Source organism: Pseudomonas sp. Z003-0.4C(8344-21) (assembly GCF_900104975.1).
In the GTDB taxonomy this organism is placed as follows: domain Bacteria; phylum Pseudomonadota; class Gammaproteobacteria; order Pseudomonadales; family Pseudomonadaceae; genus Aquipseudomonas; species Aquipseudomonas granadensis.
On sequence record NZ_LT629756.1, the window covers coordinates 4,292,414 to 4,310,528 of the forward strand.

General features: G+C 63.3%; 2 protein-coding genes (1 of these 2 only partly in view). Both read right to left on the bottom strand.

What is annotated here, in order from left to right; all coding sequences use genetic code 11:
• A complete protein-coding gene (locus BLU24_RS19445; protein ID WP_093102923.1) occupies positions 1 to 15,051 on the bottom strand; it encodes a non-ribosomal peptide synthetase in 15,051 nt (5,016 codons plus the stop codon).
• Positions 15,051 to 18,115 carry the 3' portion of a non-ribosomal peptide synthetase gene (locus tag BLU24_RS19450; protein ID WP_093102926.1) on the bottom strand. Its footprint extends 9,253 nt past the window's final position, so only the last 3,065 of its 12,318 coding nucleotides appear in the window; its start codon lies off the right edge, out of view; it ends in the stop codon at positions 15,051 to 15,053. The genes BLU24_RS19445 and BLU24_RS19450 overlap by 1 nt, the downstream gene beginning before the upstream one ends.

Here is an 18,115-nt window from a genome sequence, read left to right on the forward strand (position 1 = left end):
TCAGGACATGGCTACAGGTTCAACGATCTCGCCGAGCATTTCTTCAGCCTCGGACAGGAACGTTGCATCGCGCGGAATCTGGAAGTGCCCGCAAGCGAGCCATTCGCCGCCCATGCCCGGCTGCTCCAGTTGCGCTGCCAATTGCAAGGCTTCCTCTTCGCGGCCCAGGGTCCACCAGCACATCGGCGTGATCGCCAACGGCGTGCAGCGGTCCAGTTGCAGCGACAGCTGTTTGAGTCGGCGGGCGACGCTGAACACATGAGCCAGTTCATCGGCGCCCAGCGCCACGTAGGTCGAAGCCCCGCGCGCGCTGCTCATGGCGCGGCCGAACAGTGCTTGAATGTTCTGCGGGGTTTCTTCGCCGTCGATACTCAAACCTGGCGCAGCATCCGGCAGCGTCACTTGCAGGAAGTCACGCAAGTCGGCTTGCCAGTCATCAACCGCGCCTTCGTTGACCCTGGCCGACGGCACGAAGCTGTCCACCAGACCGACAAATCTCACCGGCTGCCCGGTTTGCTCCAGTTGCGCCGCGATCAGCATCGCCAGGGTCCCGCCCAGCGACCAGCCCAACAGGTGGTACGGTCCATGCGCCTGTTTTGCGCGAATCTGCGCAACGTAGTCGCTGGCCATGCTCTGCAGCGAGGCGTCGTGGAACGTCGGTTCGAGGAGCATCCGCGACTGGATCGCCAACACCTGGCGGCGTCCGCTCAAGCGTCGCGCCAACGGCTCGTAATCGAACACCGTGCCAAAGCCTGCGTGGATGCAGAACAGCGGCGCGACACCGTCAACGTGAGCATTCATCGCCAACATTGCGCTGGCTTTTTCGGTGCTGCCTTGCACGCTGGCCACCAGCTCGGCGATGCTCGGTTTCTGCATCAGGTCGCGCAGTTTCAAACTCAGGCCCTGGGCCTTGAGCACACGGCTGCGGGCGATCACTTGCAGGCTGAGGATCGAGTCGCCGCCCAGTTCGAAGAAGTTGTCGCTGAGGCCGACGCGTTCGATTTTCAGCACGTCCTGCCAGATCTTCGCCAGCGCCTTTTCCAGCTCGGTGCGCGGCGCCAGATAAGCCTGGCGCTGTTCGGCATCCGGGTTCGGCAAGGCCTTGCGGTCAAGTTTGCCGTTCGGTGTCAGCGGCATGCGTTCGAGCAGCATCAGGTGCGCAGGCACCATGTAGTCCGGCAGGCTGGCCTTGAGCTGGTCGCGCAGGCGCTCGCAGAAACCGTCCACCGCGACGTCGGGCATAGCGACGACATACCCGAGCAACTGCTTGCCGCTGACGCCGTCGCGGGCCACCACCGCGGCGTCGCGCACGCCGGGTTGCCGCTTGAGACGCGCCTCGACTTCGCCCAGCTCGATACGGAAACCACGGATCTTCACCTGCTGATCGATGCGCCCGAGATAGTCGACGGTGCCGTCTTCGCGCTGGCGCACCAGGTCGCCGGTGCGGTACAGACGGCTGCCGTCGGCGCTGAACGGGTTGGCGACGAAGCGCTCGGCGCTGCCGCCGGCGCGGCCCAGATAACCACGGGCCAACGCGCCGCCCAGGTACAGCTCGCCGGCAAGTCCCAGTGGCAGCGGATTGAGGTCGGCGTCGAGCACGTAACCGCTACGCTCGCCGACCACCGTGCCAATCGGTGCGTAGGCCGCACCGCATACGTCGTCAGCGCCAGCCTTCCAGATCAGTGGCGTGACCACAGTTTCCGTCGGGCCGTAGCCATTGATGATGTACTGCGGCTTCAGCGCACGTTTGGCCAGCTCAAAACTCGCCACCGGCACCGCATCGCCACCGAAGCAATAGATGCGCACCGCGGGCGGGTTGCCGTGCTGCTCGGCGTGCTCGGCCAATTGCTGCAGGTACACCGGCGGAAACGCCGCCACGGTCACGCCATATTCGTGCAGCGCTTCGTAAGTCTGCTCGGCGGTCCACAGGCTGTCGTCACGGATCAGCAGACGCGCGCCGTGGGTCAATGTGGTCAACCAGCGCTCATGGGCGCCGTCGAAGGCGAACGACATGAAGTGCAATTCACAATCGGCTGCGGTCATTTCGTAACGCTGACCGATCGCCTCGCAGTGCATCGCCAACGGCCCGTGGGCGACGCCGACGCCTTTCGGCTGGCCGGTGGAGCCAGAGGTGTAAATGACGTAAGCGAGGTTGTCCGCATGCACGGCGACCTGCGGTGCGCTCTCGGGCTGACCACTCAGATCGAATTGATCCAGCTCCAGCACAGGCAGACTGGTCTGCGTCGGCATGACCTCACGCAGACTGGAATCGCTGAGCAACAAGGCGATGCCGGAATCACCCATCAGGTAGCTCAGGCGTTCACGCGGGTAAGTCGCATCGAGCGGCACGTAAGCGCCGCCGGCCTTGAGCACCGCGAGCAAGGCCACGATCAGGTTTTCGCTGCGCGGCAGCGCGACACCGACGCGTACCTCCGGCCCTACGCCTTCAGCGATCAACGCATGGGCCAGACGGTTGGCGCGAGCGTCAATCTGCGCATAGCTGAACGCCTGGCCGTTGAAGATCACCGCCGTCTGCTCGCCCTGCTCCAGTGCCCGTTGCGCAATACGCTGATGCACCGCCAGCGCCGGCAAAGCGGCTGGCAGGCTCGGCGCGACCACCGACCGAGCGCTCGGCAAACCGATCCGCCCCAGCGGTTGCGCGGCATCTGCGGCCAATGCAGCGAGCAGGCCTTCCATGTTGGCGCGAATGCCTTCCACGGTTGCGAGATCAAAATGCTCACGCAGGAACATGTATTCGATCACCAGCCCTTCTTCGAGCGTGACCATCAAGTCCATCGGGAAGTTGGTCAGGCCGGCGTTGCTGATCTCGCCGAACGTCAGCGAGTCGTCGCGCCATTCGCGCAGCGCCTGATCGATCGGGTGATTCTCGAAGACGATGATGCTGTCGAACAACGCCTGCCCCGCCCGCCCGGCCCAACGCTGCACGTCGGTCAGCGGCGTGTATTCGCGCTCACGCAGTTCGAGGTTGAAGTCCTGCAGATCACGCAGCCAGTCACCGACCGCTTGCTCGGCCGGCACGTCCTTGATCACCGGCAGGGTGTTGATGAACAGGCCGAGGATCGACTCCGACGCCGGCAGGCTCGCCGGGCGCCCCGCCACCGTCGCCCCGAACGCCACGCAGCGCTGGCCGCTGTAACGGCTGAGCAGCATCAGCCAGGCACCCTGCACCAGCGTGTTAAGCGTGACTTGCTGCGCTTGCGCAAAAGCTTTGAGCTGTTCGGTGCGTGCGGCGCCCAAGCGGCTGTACAGCGCCTCGTGACCGCGACCGCTGCCAGTGCGCGACACCGCGTCGGCAAGGTAAGTCGGCTCGTCGAGCTGATTCAGTTGCTGACGCCAGAAGCCTTCGCTGGCCGCGTCGTCCTGCTGTTGCAGCCAGTTGATGTAATGACGGTACGGCACCGCCTCGGCCAGCGGTGTGCCGGAGTACTGGCTCAACACCTCGCCGATCAACTGCGAACTGCTCCAGCCGTCGATCAGGATGTGGTGATAGGTCCAGATCAGTTGATAGCTATCCGCGCCAACCTGCACCAGCGTCAGGCGTTGCAGCGGTGGCTGATCGAGATCGAAGCCTTTGGCTCGCTCGGCGTCGGCCAATGCTTGCAGCGCCTCGGCCGAATGATCCTGGTCACGCCAGTCGAGCAGGCAGAACGGCAGTTGCGGATCGGCGAGCACGAACTGCAGCGGCTCGGCCATGTCCTGCCAGAGGAAACCCGTGCGCAGAATGTCGTGGCGACGACTGACGCTGGCCCAGGCCGCGCGCAAACGCGCCGGATCAAGGCCTTGCACGGCAATGCTCAACTGGTTGATGTAGAGGTCCGATTCCGGCGAATTCAAGCCGAGGAACAGCATGCCCTGCTGCATCGGTGACAGACGATAAAGCCCGGCCAACTGATCCTGCGCCAGCGGCAAATCGGCGACTTGCGCATCACTCAGGCCATGCAGCGGCATCTCGATCAGCGCCGTCGGCGCAACGTTGCTGCTGCTACCGACGCGCTGGGCCAATTGCTCAATGGTCGGGTGCTGGAACAGGTCTTTCGGGCTCAGTTCCAGGCCTTGCTGACGGGCGCGGCTGACCACCTGAATGGAGACAATCGAATCGCCGCCCAAGGCGAAGAAGCTGTCGTGAGTGCTGACCTGCGCCAGTCCCAGCACTTCCTTCCAGATATCCACCAGCGTCTGTTCGGTGGCGTTGACCGGTTCGACGTGTTGTTGCACCGCGTTCGATTCCGGCGCCGGCAAGCGCTTGCGATCGATCTTGCCGTTGGGCGTCAGCGGCAGTTGCGCCAGCCACAGGCGATGGCTGGGCACCATGTAATCCGGCAGGGTTGCGCCCAGCCAGGTGCTGAGGCGGTCGTGCAGATCGCCTTGCAACCCGGCACCGGCCTCAATCACTGTCGGATCGACCGGTACCAGATAGGCAATCAGTTGCTGGCTGCCCGTCACGTCACTGGCAATCACCACTGCTTCGCGCACTTCGGCATGCGCAACAAGGCGTGCTTCGATCTCGCCCAGTTCGATACGCAAGCCGCGAATCTTCACTTGGTGGTCGATGCGGCCCAGGTATTCGAGGTTGCCCTGTTCACGCTGGCGAATCAGGTCGCCGGTGCGGTACATCCGCTCGCCGTTGCCGCTGAATGGATTGGGTACGAAACGCTCGGCGGTCATCGCCGCGCGGCCAAGATAACCGCGAGTGATACCAGCCCCGGACAGGTACAGCTCCGCTGCAACACCTTGTGGTACCCGATGCAAATCGGCATCCAGCAAATGACTGGCGCTGTGGTCGAGAGCGCGACCGATACGCGGTTGACCACCCGAAACACGGCGGGTCCAGGTCGAGTAGGTGGTGTCTTCCGACGGGCCGTACAGGTCGTAGACGTGCTCAACGTTCGGCTGTTGATACAGCGCGTCGACCAGGCCTTGCTTGAGCGGTTCGCCGGCCAGATTGATGATCCGTACGCTGGCAGGAATCTGCCCGGCACGTTGCAGTGCGGCGATGGCTGATGGCACGGTGTTGATCAACCGCACCTGATCACGCGCCGGCAATTGCGCCAGTTCCAGCGCGTTGCGCGCGATGATCAGCGAACCGCCGTTTGCCAACGTTACGAACAGTTCCCACACCGACAAATCGAAGCACACCGACGTCGACGCCAGCACACCCTGAATATCGTCGCGGCTGTAGACCCTGGCCGACCAGTCGATCAACGCCATGACGTTGCGATGGGCAATCGCCACGCCTTTTGGCTTGCCGGTGGAACCGGAGGTGTAGATCACATAGGCGAGGTTGTCCGGCTGCACGTTCGTTTGCGGCGCAGCGGTTGGGTACCGGCTCAGATCAACCAGATCCATCAGCACCACTTGGGTTTGGGCCGGTACGCTCAATGTCGCAGCGATCGCTTGCGAGGTGAGCAACACTCGCGCACGGCTGTCTTCGAGCATATAAGCGACGCGATCGGCAGGGTAATCCGGGTCCAGCGGCACATAGGCGCCGCCAGCCTTGAGCACCGCCAGCAGGGCGACCAGCAACTGCTCGGAGCGCGGTATCGCCACGCCCACGCGCACTTCCGGGCCGACGCCCATTTCGGTCAGTTTGTGCGCCAGACGATTGGCCTGTGCGTCCAGTTCGGCGTAAGTCAGTTGACGGTCGCTGAACGTCACCGCCAGCGCATCCGGCGTCACCGCTACGCGATCGGCAATCGCCTGATGAATGCACTGTTCAGTGACGAACGAGGTGTCAACGCACGGAGCGTTTTCGATCAGCTGCAACTCGCCAAGCGTACGTTCGCTCGATTCGCTCATCTGCCCGAGCAAACGCTGCAGAAACTCGCCCAATTGCGCCACGCTGTGTGCGGCGAAGCTGTCGCACTGGTAGCTGAAGTGCATGGACAACTCGTCGCTCAGATGCACCAGCAGAGTCAGCGGGTAGTTGGTCTGTTCGTGGTTGGCGATCTCGCCGAAACGCAGTTCTTGCGGCGCGCCCTGGGCCAGCGCTTCGGATACCGGGTAGTTCTCGAACACCAGAATATTGTCGAACAGCGCTTCACCGTTGCGCGCCGCCCAACGCTGAATGTCGAACAACGGCGTGTGTTCATGCTCGCGCAGCGCCAGGTTTTGCGCCTGTACGCTTTGCAGCCACTCGCCAACACTGAGTTGCGCACGCGGGCTGGCGATCACCGGCAGGGTGTTGATGAACAGGCCGATCTGCTGCTCGACGCCTTTGAGCTCGCTCGGGCGCCCGGCCACCGTGGCGCCGAACGCCACGCTCGCCTGCCCGGTCAGGCGCTGCAACAGCAACAGCCACGCCGCTTGGATCAGCGTGTTGACGGTGACCTTCTGCTGCCGGGCGAACTCGCCCAATTGCCGGGTTTGCAGCGCATCGAGCACACAGAAATGCTCGCCATGGCCCTGTTGTGCGGCGTCGCCACGCTGCGCCTGGAGTGCCGGCGCCAACAAGGTCGGCGCCTCCAGCTCCGCCAGTTGCGCGGTCCAGTAATGCTCGCTGGCCTGGACATCCTGACCTTGCAGCCACTCGATGTAATCGCGATACCGCCCGGCCAGCGCCGGCTGGGCGATGCCGCTGTAACGCTGCAAGACCTCGCCAAGCAACTGCGAGTTGCTCCAGCCGTCCATCAGGATGTGATGGTTGGTGTAGATCAAATGGCAGCGCTGCGCATCGAGACGCACCACCACCATCCGCAGCAACGGCCCCTGACTCAGGTCGAAACCCTGCGCCTGCTCGGCCGCGGCCAGTGTATTGAGTTCATTCGGGCAAGCGCCGCGCTCGCGCCAGTCGAGCACGCTGAAGGGCATCTGCAAATGTTTGTGCACCACTTGCAGCGGCCGCGTCAGTTGGCCTTGCCAGACAAACCCGGTGCGCAGGATATCGTGGTGATCCACCGCCGCTTGCCACGCCTGCTGGAAGCGCTGCGGGTCGAGGCCTTCGACATCGAGGCGAACCTGGTTGAGGTAATCGCCGCTGGCCTGCTCGTAGAGGCTGTGGAACAACATGCCCTGCTGCATCGCCGACAGCGGATAGACGTCGGCGATCTGCTGCGCCGGCACCGGCAAGTTATCGAGTTGCGCCTGAGTCAGCCCGGCCAGCGGGAAGTCCGAGGGGGTCAGGCCTTCGATGCCTGGGGTCAGGCAATGCTCGATCAGCGCGGTCAGCTCGTCAGCGTAATCCGCCGCGAGGGCTTCGATCACCGCCGCGTCGAAACGCTCGGTGCTGAAGGTCCAGCCGACGCGCAATTCACCGCCATACACCTGACCATTAAGGGTCAACCAGTTACCCAGCGGCGCGTCCGCGCTCTGGTCGAGGCCGGCGTTGTCCGGCGCGGGGGCAAACAGCGCCGCTTCGTCAGCGGCGAAACTGCCGTCGAACTGGCCGAGGTAGTTAAAGGTGATGCGCGGCGTCGGCAAGGCGCGCAGGCTTTGCTGTGCGTCAGCATTGCCCAGATGACGCAATGCACCGAAACCAATGCCCTTGTTGGGGATCGAGCGCAGTTGCTCCTTGACCTGTTTGATCGACTCGCCGGGCGTTTGTGCCGGGGTCAGGCGCACGGGAAACAGGCTGGTGAACCAGCCCACCGTGCGGGTCAGGTCCACGCCGTCGAACAATTCTTCGCGACCATGACCTTCGAGCTGAATCAGCGTCGACGGTTGCCCGCTCCAACGGCCGATCACCCGCGCCAGTGCGGTCAGCAACAGGTCGTTGACCTGGGTGCGATAGGCCGCCGGGGCTTGCTGCAGCAATTGGCGGGTCAGCTCCGTGTCCAGCTTGGTCTGCACGGTCTGCGCCAGTCGATTGTGCTGCCCGGCATCCACGCGTTTGCAGGGCAAGTCGGTGCTGACATCGCGCAAGCAAGCCTGCCAGTACGCCAGCTCCTGCTGCAACGCTGTGCTGTTGGCGTAGCGCTGCACGTGTTCGCTCCAGTCCTTGAAGGCACTGGTTTTCGCCGGCAGGCGCAGCGGCTGGCCGTCGAGCAATTGCTGATACGCATTCTGCAGGTCTTCGAGCAGAATCCGCCACGACACACCGTCCACTGCCAGGTGATGGATCACCAGGTGCAAACGTTGCGTGCCGTCAGCCAGTTGCGCCAGCACCGCGCGCAGCAGCGGCCCGTTTTGCAGGTCGAGGCTGCGCTGGGCGCGGTTGCCCAAGGCTTCCAGCGCCGTGGCATCGGCGACCTGCTCCTGCCACAGCAAATTATCCGACAGGTTTTCGACGGCACGGTGCTCGGCCTGCCACACGCCACCACGCTGAGTGAAGCTCAGGCGCAGGGCATCGTGATGGGCAACCAGCGCGCGCAGCACTTGCTCGATCTTGTCCGCATCCAGTGGCTGACGCGGCTTGAGCAGCACCGACTGGTTCCAGTGATGGCGCTCAGGAATGTCGTCTTCGAAGAATTGCTGCTGAATCGGCAGCAGCAGCGCTGCCCCGCTCACCGCTTGTTGATCGATCAATGAGGGTTCAGCGCCCAATTGCGCAACCAGCGCCAGTCGCGCAATGGTCTGATGCTGGAACAGGTCTTTCGGGTTCAGGCCAATCCCGGCCTGACGCGCGCGGCTGACCACTTGAATCGAGATGATCGAGTCGCCGCCCAATTCGAAGAAATTATCGTTAAGGCCGACTTGCGGCAGCTTCAGCACCTCTTGCCAGATCGCCGCCAGACGCTGTTCCAGCTCGCTTTGCGGCGCCTGAAAAGCCTGTTGGACCTGACTCGCATCCGGTGCTGGCAGCGCATTGCGGTTGAGTTTGCCGTTGGCGGTCAACGGCAATTGCGCAAGCAGCAGCAGGTGCGCCGGAATCATGTGATCCGGCAGGTTGTCCTTGAGTTCGGCACGCACGCTGTCGCGCCACTGCGCCTGTTCGGCCGCACTGGCCTCAAGCAACGCAGCATCCTGCGGCACCAGCCACGCGACCAGTTGCTGACCGCTGAGGCCCGATTGCGCGAGCACCACGGCCTGGCGCACGGTTTTCTGAGCCTGCAGTTGCGCTTCGATCTCGCCCAGTTCGATACGGAAACCACGGATTTTCACCTGATGGTCGATCCGCCCGATGTACTCGACGACGCCGTCGGCGCGATAGCGGGCGAGATCGCCAGTGCGATACAGACGACCGCCATCTGCCGCAAACGGGTCGGGGATGAATCGCAGTGACGTCAGATCGGCACGGTTCAGATAACCGCGCGCCAGACCGGCACGCCCGACGTACAGCTCACCGATGCAACCCTTGACCACCGGATTCAGATCACCGTCGAGCAGGTACCACGACAGATCAGCGATCGGCACGCCGATCGGGCTGCTGGCGTCGGCCTGCAAATCGGCCATCGACAGCGGACGGTAAGTGACGTGAACGGTGGTTTCGGTGATGCCGTACATGTTGATCAGTTGCGGCGCCTGATCGCCAAAACGCTCGAACCACGGCCGCAGGCTCTTCACCTCCAATGCCTCGCCGCCGAACGCCACATAACGCAGCGCCGGCAGTTGCGCGGCGTGCTCCGGCGCGCAGGCCACTTGCATCAATTGCTTGAACGCCGAAGGCGTCTGATTGAGTACGGTGACGCCTTCACGGCAGAGCAGGGCAAAGAAATCTTCTGGCGAGCGGCTGACCTCGTAAGGCACCACGACCAGTTTGCCGCCGTACAGCAGCGCACCGAAAATCTCCCACACGGAGAAGTCGAAGGCGTAGGAATGGAACAGGCTCCAGACATCGTCCGCGCTGAAATCGAACCAGGCATCGGTGGCCTCGAACAGGCGCAGCACATTGCGATGGGCAAGCAAGGTGCCCTTTGGCTGGCCGGTCGAACCGGAGGTGTAAATCACATAGGCGAGGTTGTCGGCGCTCATGCTGACTTGCGGATTGCAGTCGCTGTAGCCTTCGAGGTCTTCACCCTGTTGATCGAGCATCAGGCTGTGCACGGCATCCGGCACCGGCAACTGCGCAAGCAGATGGCGTTGGGTCAGCAGCAAACCGATGCCACTGTCGCCGATCATGTAGCTCAGGCGCTCTTGCGGATAGCTCGGATCCAGCGGCACATAAGCGCCGCCGGCCTTGAGAATCGCCAACAGACCGACCAGCATGTCGAGGCTGCGCTCCACCGCCAGACCGACGCGCACATCCGGGCCGACACCCTGCGCAATCAGTTGGTGAGCCCATTGGTTGGCCCGGCGGTTGAGCACGGCATAACTCAGCGTTTCACCGGCGCAGCTCACGGCGATGGCGTTGGGTGCGCGAGCGGCCTGGGCTTCGATCAGATGATGCAGGCACTGTTCGCTGGGGAAATCGACGACCGCCGGGTTCCATTGCAGCAGGGTCGCCTCGCGCTCGGCGGCATTGTGCAGCGGCAGATCAGCGATGCGTTGAGCACTGTCGGCGACGATGCCGTGCAGCAGATTGAGCCAGTGCTGCGCCAAGCGCTCGATGGTCGCCAGGTCAAACAAATCGGTGGCATAGGTCAGCTCGGCCCAGACGTTGTCAGCCGATTCGAACGTGTTCAGGGTCAGGTCGAACTGCGCGGTGTTCGAGGCCCATGGCAAGCCTTCGATGTGCAGTTGCGGCAGGCGGGTTGCGCCCTGCCCCTGTCGGGCCTGGCTCTGGTGATTGTGCATCACCTGGAACAGCGGGCTGTGGCTGAGGCTGCGTTCCGGTTGCAGCGCGTCGACCAGTTGCTCGAACGGCAGATCCTGATGGGCTTGCGCGCCGAGCACGCTGTTTTTCACTTGTTGCAGCAAGCTGCGGACGGTCTGCTGACTGTCGAATTCGGCCTTGAGCACCTGAGTGTTGACGAAAAAACCGATCAGGCCTTCGGTCTCGACCCGATTGCGGTTCGCCACCGGTACGCCGACGCGGATATCAGCCTGTCCGCTGTAGCGATGCAGCAGGGTCTGGAATGACGCCAGCAGCAGCACAAACAGGGTAACGTTTTCACGCTGCGCGACCTGCTTGAGCGCCGTCGCCAGTTCAAGACTCAGTGGGACATCGTGTCGTGCACCGCGATAGCTTTGCTCGGCGGGGCGTGGACGGTCGCTCGGCAGTTCCAGCAATGGCTGCTCACCGTCGCCAAGTTGCGCCGTCCAGTAATTCAATTGACGCTCACGCTCACCGGCGTCCATCCATTGTCTTTGCCACACCGCGTAATCGGCGTATTGCACCGGCAAGGCTGGCAATTGCGAGATCTGGCCCTGGCTGTAAGCGGCGTATAACGCCACCAGCTCATCGACCATGACATTCATCGACCAGCCATCGGAGACGATGTGGTGCAAGGTAATGACCAGCGCATGATCGTCCGCGGCCAGACGCAGCAATTTAACCCGCAGCAGCGGGCCTTGCTGGAGATCGAACAGGTGCAGGGTTTCTGCCGCGACCAGCGCTTGCAATGCCGCATCATCCAGCCCCGCCGCGTCCTGCACTTGCAGGTCCAGCGCGCCGTGGGCCTGAATAACTTGCAGGGTTGTGCCCTGCTGTTCGACGAAGCAGGTGCGCAGGGATTCGTGACGTTCGATCAGCGCATCGAAGCTCTGCTGCAACGCTGGCAAATCCAGCTCGCCGCGCAGACGCAGCGCCGCAGGGACGTGATATGCCGTGCTGGTCGGCTCCAGTTGCCAGAGGAACCATTGACGTTCCTGCGCATAGGAAAGCGGCAACGGTTGCAGACGTGGCCAGGCAACAATCGGCGGTTCTCCGGTTGTCTGATCGACGCCCAGTGCGGCAACGAAATCTTCCAGCGTGCTGTGTTCGAACAGGCTGCGCAGCGGCACTTGCACGTTGAGCGCCTGACGCACGCGCGACACCACCTGGGTCACCAGCAACGAGTGGCCACCCAGTTCGAAGAAGTTATCGCTGAGGCCTACTCGGTCCAGCTGCAACACCGCTTGCCAGATCTCGGCGACGGCGTGCTGGGTGGCGGTTTGTGGCGCAACGTAAGTTGACTGCAACTGGCTGGCGTCTGGCACCGGCAAGGCTCTGCGGTCGACTTTGCCGTTGGGGGTCAGCGGCAGTTGTGCGAGAAACAGCAAGTGCGCCGGCACCATGTAATCCGGCAGTTCGGCCTTGAGGCTGGCCTTGAGTGCGGCGCGCAGCTCGGCTTCATCGATAGCGCTGGCAGACGGCACCACATACCCGACCAGTTGCGCGCCGGTCGGGCCGTCCTGCGCGACCACCACGGTTTCACGCACGCTGTCGAGTGCGAGCAAACGGGCTTCGATTTCGCCCAACTCAATACGGAAACCGCGGATCTTCACCTGATGGTCGATACGCCCGATGTATTCGATCACACCTTCGGCGCGATAACGGGTCAGGTCGCCGGTGCGGTACAGACGCGCACCGGTTGTGGAAAACGGGTCTGGCACAAAACGTTCGGCGGTCAGGTCCGGACGCTGGAAATAACCGCGCGCCAGGCCCTCGCCACCGATCAGCAATTCACCGGGCGCGCCGAGCGGATTCAGCTCAAGGTCGCTGCCGAGGATGTACAACGCGGTGTTGTCGATCGGCGTGCCGAGGAATGGCCGGCTGTTGCCGGCACTCAGGGCATGTTGCGCCGACCAGATGGTGGTCTCGGTCGGGCCGTACAGGTTCCACACGTTCGGCGTCAGCGCCAGCATGCGCGTGGCCAGTTCCTGCGGCAGCGCCTCACCGCCACAGAGGAACGTGCGGCCCTTGAGAATCGCTGCGTGTTCGTGATCGAGCAGCATGCGCCAGGTCGACGGTGTGGCTTGCAGAATGCTGACGGCGTGACGCTCGATCAGTTCGAGTACTGCGTGCGGGTCCTGATGCACGTCCTTGCCAGTCAGTACCACGCAGGCGCCAGCCAGCAGCGGGCCGTAGATTTCCAGGCCGAAAATATCGAAGGAGAACGTGGTCAGCGAGAGCATCCGCTCGGCGGCGGCAATCCCCGGCTGCCGGATCATGCTCGCGACGAAATTGCTCAGCGCTGCGTGGCGCACCATCACGCCTTTCGGTTTACCGGTGGAGCCCGAGGTGTAGATCGTATAGGCCAGGTGTTCGCCATTGACGGCAACCTGCGGCGCAGTCTGTGGGTAAGTCGCCAGCCAGTCTGCTGGCTGATCGAGCAGCAGCGTTTGCACATCCTCCGGGATCGGCAACTGCGCCTGCACAGGCGTCTGGGTCAGCAGCCATTGCAGGCCGCTGTCCTCGATCATGTAGGCCAGCCGCTCCTGTGGATACGCCGGGTCCAGCGGCACATAAGCACCGCCGGCCTTGAGAATCGCCAGCAGTCCGACGAGCATGTCGGCGCTGCGCTCGACTGCAATCCCCACCAGTCGGTCCGGCCCTACGCCGGCCTCGATCAGCTTGTGCGCGAGCTGGTTGGCGCGGGCATCGAGCTCGCCGTAGGTCAGCACCTCATCGCCGATGATCAACGCCGTGGCGTGCGGATTCTGTCGCGCCTGCAAGGCGAAGTCATGCTGCACGCAGTCGCCGTGCGCGCGGTGATCCGTCACGCGGAACCAATCCTGCAACAGCACGCCTTGCTCGGCCTGTTCCAGCAGCGGCAGCTCGCCGACACGTTGCGTTGGAGCGGTGACGATGCCTTGCAACAGGTTTTGCCAATGACGGGCCAGACGCTCAACCGTTTCAGGCTTGAACAGGTCGGTGGCGTAGGTCAATTCGGCGGCAATACCGTCGTTGGATTCATACGTATTGAGGGTCAGGTCGAACTGCGCGGTGCGCCCTTCCCACTGCACGTCCTCGACGCTCAGTTGCGGCAACCGGGCGGCGCTGCGCCCTGAGTCACGGCCGGTCTGGTGGTTGAACATCACTTGGAACACCGGGCTGTGACTCAGACTGCGCTGCGGTTGCAGCGCTTCGATCAGTTGCTCGAACGGCAGGTCCTGGTGCGCCTGCGCCGCCAGCGCCGCTTGCTTGACCTGGGCCAGCAACTGGTTGAACGGCAGTTGCCCATTGATCTCGGCGTGCAACACCTGAGTGTTGACGAAGAAGCCGATCAGGCCTTCGGTCTCGACGCGGTTACGGTTGGCGGTCGGCACGCCAACGCGAATCTGCGCCTGGCCACTGTAGCGATGCAGCAATGCCTGGAACGATGCCAGCAAAACCATGAACAGGCTCGCGCCCTCGCGCTGGGCCAGTTGCTTGAGCGCATCGCCGAGTGCCGCCGGCAGGCTCAGTTCGAGGCGTGCCCCGCGCAGGCTTTGCACGGCCGGACGAGGGAAGTCGATCGGCAGTTCGAGCACCGGCTGCTCGCCGTCCAGGGTCTTGATCCAGTACGCCAGTTGCCGCTCGCGTTCGCCCGCCTCCAGCCAGTGCCGCTGCCAGATCGCGTAATCAGCGTATTGCACCTCCAGCGCCGGCAGGCTCAGCGGCTGCCCGGCGGTGTCGGCGGTGTCGGCGGTGTCGGCGGTGTCGGCGGTGTCGGCGGTGTCGGCGGTGTCGGCGGTGTCGGCGGCGTAATGCTGGATCAGTTCATTGACCAGCACCTTGATCGACCAGCCATCGGAAATGATGTGGTGCTGGATCAACACCAGCACATGGTCGTCCGCGCCGATTTCGAGCAGCGCCACGCGCAGTAGCGGGCCGTGTTGCAGATCGAACGGGCGCGCCGTCTCGCTTTCAACGAACGCCTTGATCGCCGCCTCGCTGCCGCCTGCATCGAGCCCTGTGGGCAGCGCTGCCACGGCGATGTTCAATGGCAACTGCGGGTGAATCACCTGGCAAAAGCTGTCGCCGTGCTCAGTGAAGGTGGTGCGCAAACTTTCGTGCCGCGCCGCCACGGCGTTGAAGCTGCGCTCCAGCGCGGCGACGTCCAGTTGCCCCTTGAGGCGCAAGGCGCTGGGGATGTGATAAGCGCTGCTGTGCGGGTCCATTTGCCAGAGGAACAACTGGCGTTCCTGCGCATACGACAGAGGAATCGCCGCAAACCCGGAACGCGTCTCCGGGATCGGCAGATTGGCCGGCGAGACGCCCTCTTCAAGCATCTTCTCCAGGTACAGTTTGCGTTTGTCCAGCGGCAGAGTGATAAAGCGCTTGGCTACCCTCAAAGCAACACTCTTGTCCATCAGACTTCCTCCATATCGTCAAGCAGGGCTTCCAGCTTGCTCAGTTTCTGTTCGTTGATTGCCCCGCCTCCTGTATCGAGTCGAGCGACAAAATCGCTCAGGACGGGGTGCTGGAATAACAGTTGCGGGGTCAGCGTCAGGCCCAGTTCCAGGGCGATTCGCGACACCACGTTGACCGCCAGCAGCGAGTGCCCGCCCAGTTCGAAGAAGTGATCGCTGCGACCGATACGTTCGACGTCGAGTACTTGCTGCCAGATCGCCGCGACCTGCTGCTCAAGCTCGCTCTGCGGCGCGACATACGCGGCCTGCATCTGGCTGGCATTCACCGTCGGCAAGGCCTTGCGGTCGAGTTTGCCGTTGGGGGTCAGTGGCAACTGCTCAAGGAACAGCAGCTGCGCGGGAATCATGTAGTCAGGTAACGAAGACTTGAGGCCAGTCTTTAGTCCGTCGCGCAGTTGCCGCTGCGCTTGACCGTCCTGCATGTCCAGTTGCGGAGCGACCACGTAGGCCACCAGTTGCGCGCCGCTATCGCTGTCCACCGCCAGCACCGCCGCTTGCATAACCTCGGCTTGAGCGAGCAATCGCGCCTCGATCTCACCCAGTTCGATACGGAATCCACGAATTTTCACTTGATGGTCGATACGCCCCAGGTACTCCAGTTCGGCGTTTTCGCGCTGGCGAATCAGGTCGCCGGTGCGGTACATCCGCTCGCCGTTGCCGCTGAATGGATTGGGTACGAAACGCTCGGCGGTCATCGCCGCGCGGCCGAGGTAACCGCGGGTGATGCCAGCGCCGGACAGGTACAGCTCCGCCGCAACGCCCTGCGGTACGAGATGCAGATCGGCATCCAGCAAATGACTGGCGCTGTGGTCGAGCGCGCGACCGATACGCGGTTGACCACCCGAAACACGGCGGGTCCAGGTCGAGTAGGTGGTGTCTTCCGACGGGCCGTACAGGTCGTAGACGTGCTCAACGTTCGGCTGCTGATACAGCGCGTCGACCAGACCTTGCTTGAGCGGTTCGCCGGCCAGATTGATGATCCGAACGCTGGCAGGAATCTGCCCGGCACGCTGCAATGCGGCAATAGCTGATGGCACAGTGTTGATCAACCGCACCTGATCACGCGCCGGCAATTGCGCCAGTTCCAGCGCGTTGCGCGCGATGATCAGCGAACCGCCGTTTGCCAGCGTTACGAACAGTTCCCACACCGACAAATCGAAGCACACCGACGTCGACGCCAGCACACCCTGAATATCGTCGCGGCTGTAGACCTTGGCCGACCAGTCGATCAACGCCATGACGTTGCGATGGGCAATCGCCACGCCTTTTGGCTTGCCGGTGGAGCCGGAGGTGTAGATCACGTAAGCGAGGTTGTCCGGCTGCACGTTCGTTTGCGGCGCAGCGGTTGGGTACCGGCTCAGATCAACCAGATCCATCAGCACCACTTGGGTTTGGGCCGGTACGCTCAATGTCGCAGCGACCGCTTGCGAGGTGAGCAACACTCGCGCACGGCTGTCTTCGAGCATGTAAGCGACGCGATCGGCCGGGTAATCCGGGTCCAGCGGCACATAGGCGCCGCCAGCCTTGAGCACCGCCAGCAGGGCGACCAGCAACTGCTCGGAGCGCGGCATCGCCACGCCCACGCGCACTTCCGGGCCGACGCCCATTTCGATGAGCTTGTGCGCCAGACGATTGGCCTGTGCGTCCAGTTCGGCGTAGCTCAATTGTCTATCGTTGAAGGTCACCGCCAGCGCATCAGGCGCCGCTGCTACCTGCTCGGCAATGGCCTGATGAATGCACTGTTCAGTGACGAACGAGGTGTCAACGCGCGGAACGTCTACGACCAGCTGCAACTCGCCAAGCGTGCGCTCGCCCGCCTCGCTCATCTGCATCAGCAGACGCTGCAGATGCGCACCCAGCTGCGCCACGCTGGCCGGGGCGAAGCAGTCACGCTGATAGCTGAAATGCACCGATAGCTGCGCGCCCAGATTCACCAGCAGGGTCAGCGGATAGTTGGTCTGCTCCTGATTGACCACCGCACCGAAGCGCAGGCCTTGCGGCGCGCCACGTTCCAGCGCTTCGGCGATCGGGTAGTTCTCGAACACCATCAGGCTGTCGAACAGCGCATCGCCGCCCTGCCCGGCCCAACGCTGAATGTCGGCCAGAGGCGTGTGTTCGAATTCCCGAGAGGCGAGGTTTTGCCCCTGCACGGCTTGCAGCCATTCGCTCAGACCCTGCTGCGCGTGCGGCGCGGCGACCACCGGCAGTGTGTTGATGAACAGGCCGATCTGCGCCTCGACGCCCGGCACATCGGCTGGCCGCCCAGCCACGGTCGCGCCGAAGGCCACGCAGGTTTTCCCGCTGTAGCGCTGCAACAGCAGCAACCACGCCGCTTGCACCACGGTGTTGACAGTGACTTTCGCCGCCCGGGCAAATTCGCTCAGGCGCCGGGTCAGGTCGGCGTCCAGCACCTGGTAATGATCGCCGTAACCGACACTCGGCAAAGCGTCATTCGGCCGCGCAATCGCATCGGCCAGACGCGTCGGCTCGCGCAGTTCGCGCAACGTTGCCAACCAGTAATTTTCGGCCGCTGCCGCGTCCTGACGCTGCAACCAGCCGATGTAATCACGATAACGCCCCGCAGGCCGCGCGACCGCTTCGCCGCGGTAGTGCTGCAGGACTTCGCCAAGCAACTGCGCGCTGCTCCAGCCGTCCATCAGGATGTGGTGATTGGTGTAGATCAGGTGATGACGATCAGTCGCCGTGCGTACCAGCACCAGACGCAACAACGGCGCACTGTTCAGGTCCAGGCCCAGCGCGCGTTCTTCGTCGGCGAGGGTTTGCAACGCCGCGTCGAGGTCGCTCTTGCCGCGCCAGTCGATGACGCTGAACGGTACCTCGACCTGACGCTGCACCACTTGCAGCGGTTGCGGCAGATCGCCCTGCCAGAAGAAGCCACTGCGCAAAATGTCATGGGCATCCACTGCCGCTTGCCAGGCCGCACGGAAGCGCTGCGGCTCGACACCGTCGACGTCGAGGCGCATCTGGTTGATGTAATCGCCAT

Excerpts from the sequence above, each read along its gene's own strand:
- BLU24_RS19445 (WP_093102923.1), bottom strand. The coding sequence starts at position 15,051 with ATGGACAAGAGTGTTGCTTTGAGGGTAGCCAAGCGCTTTATCACTCTG.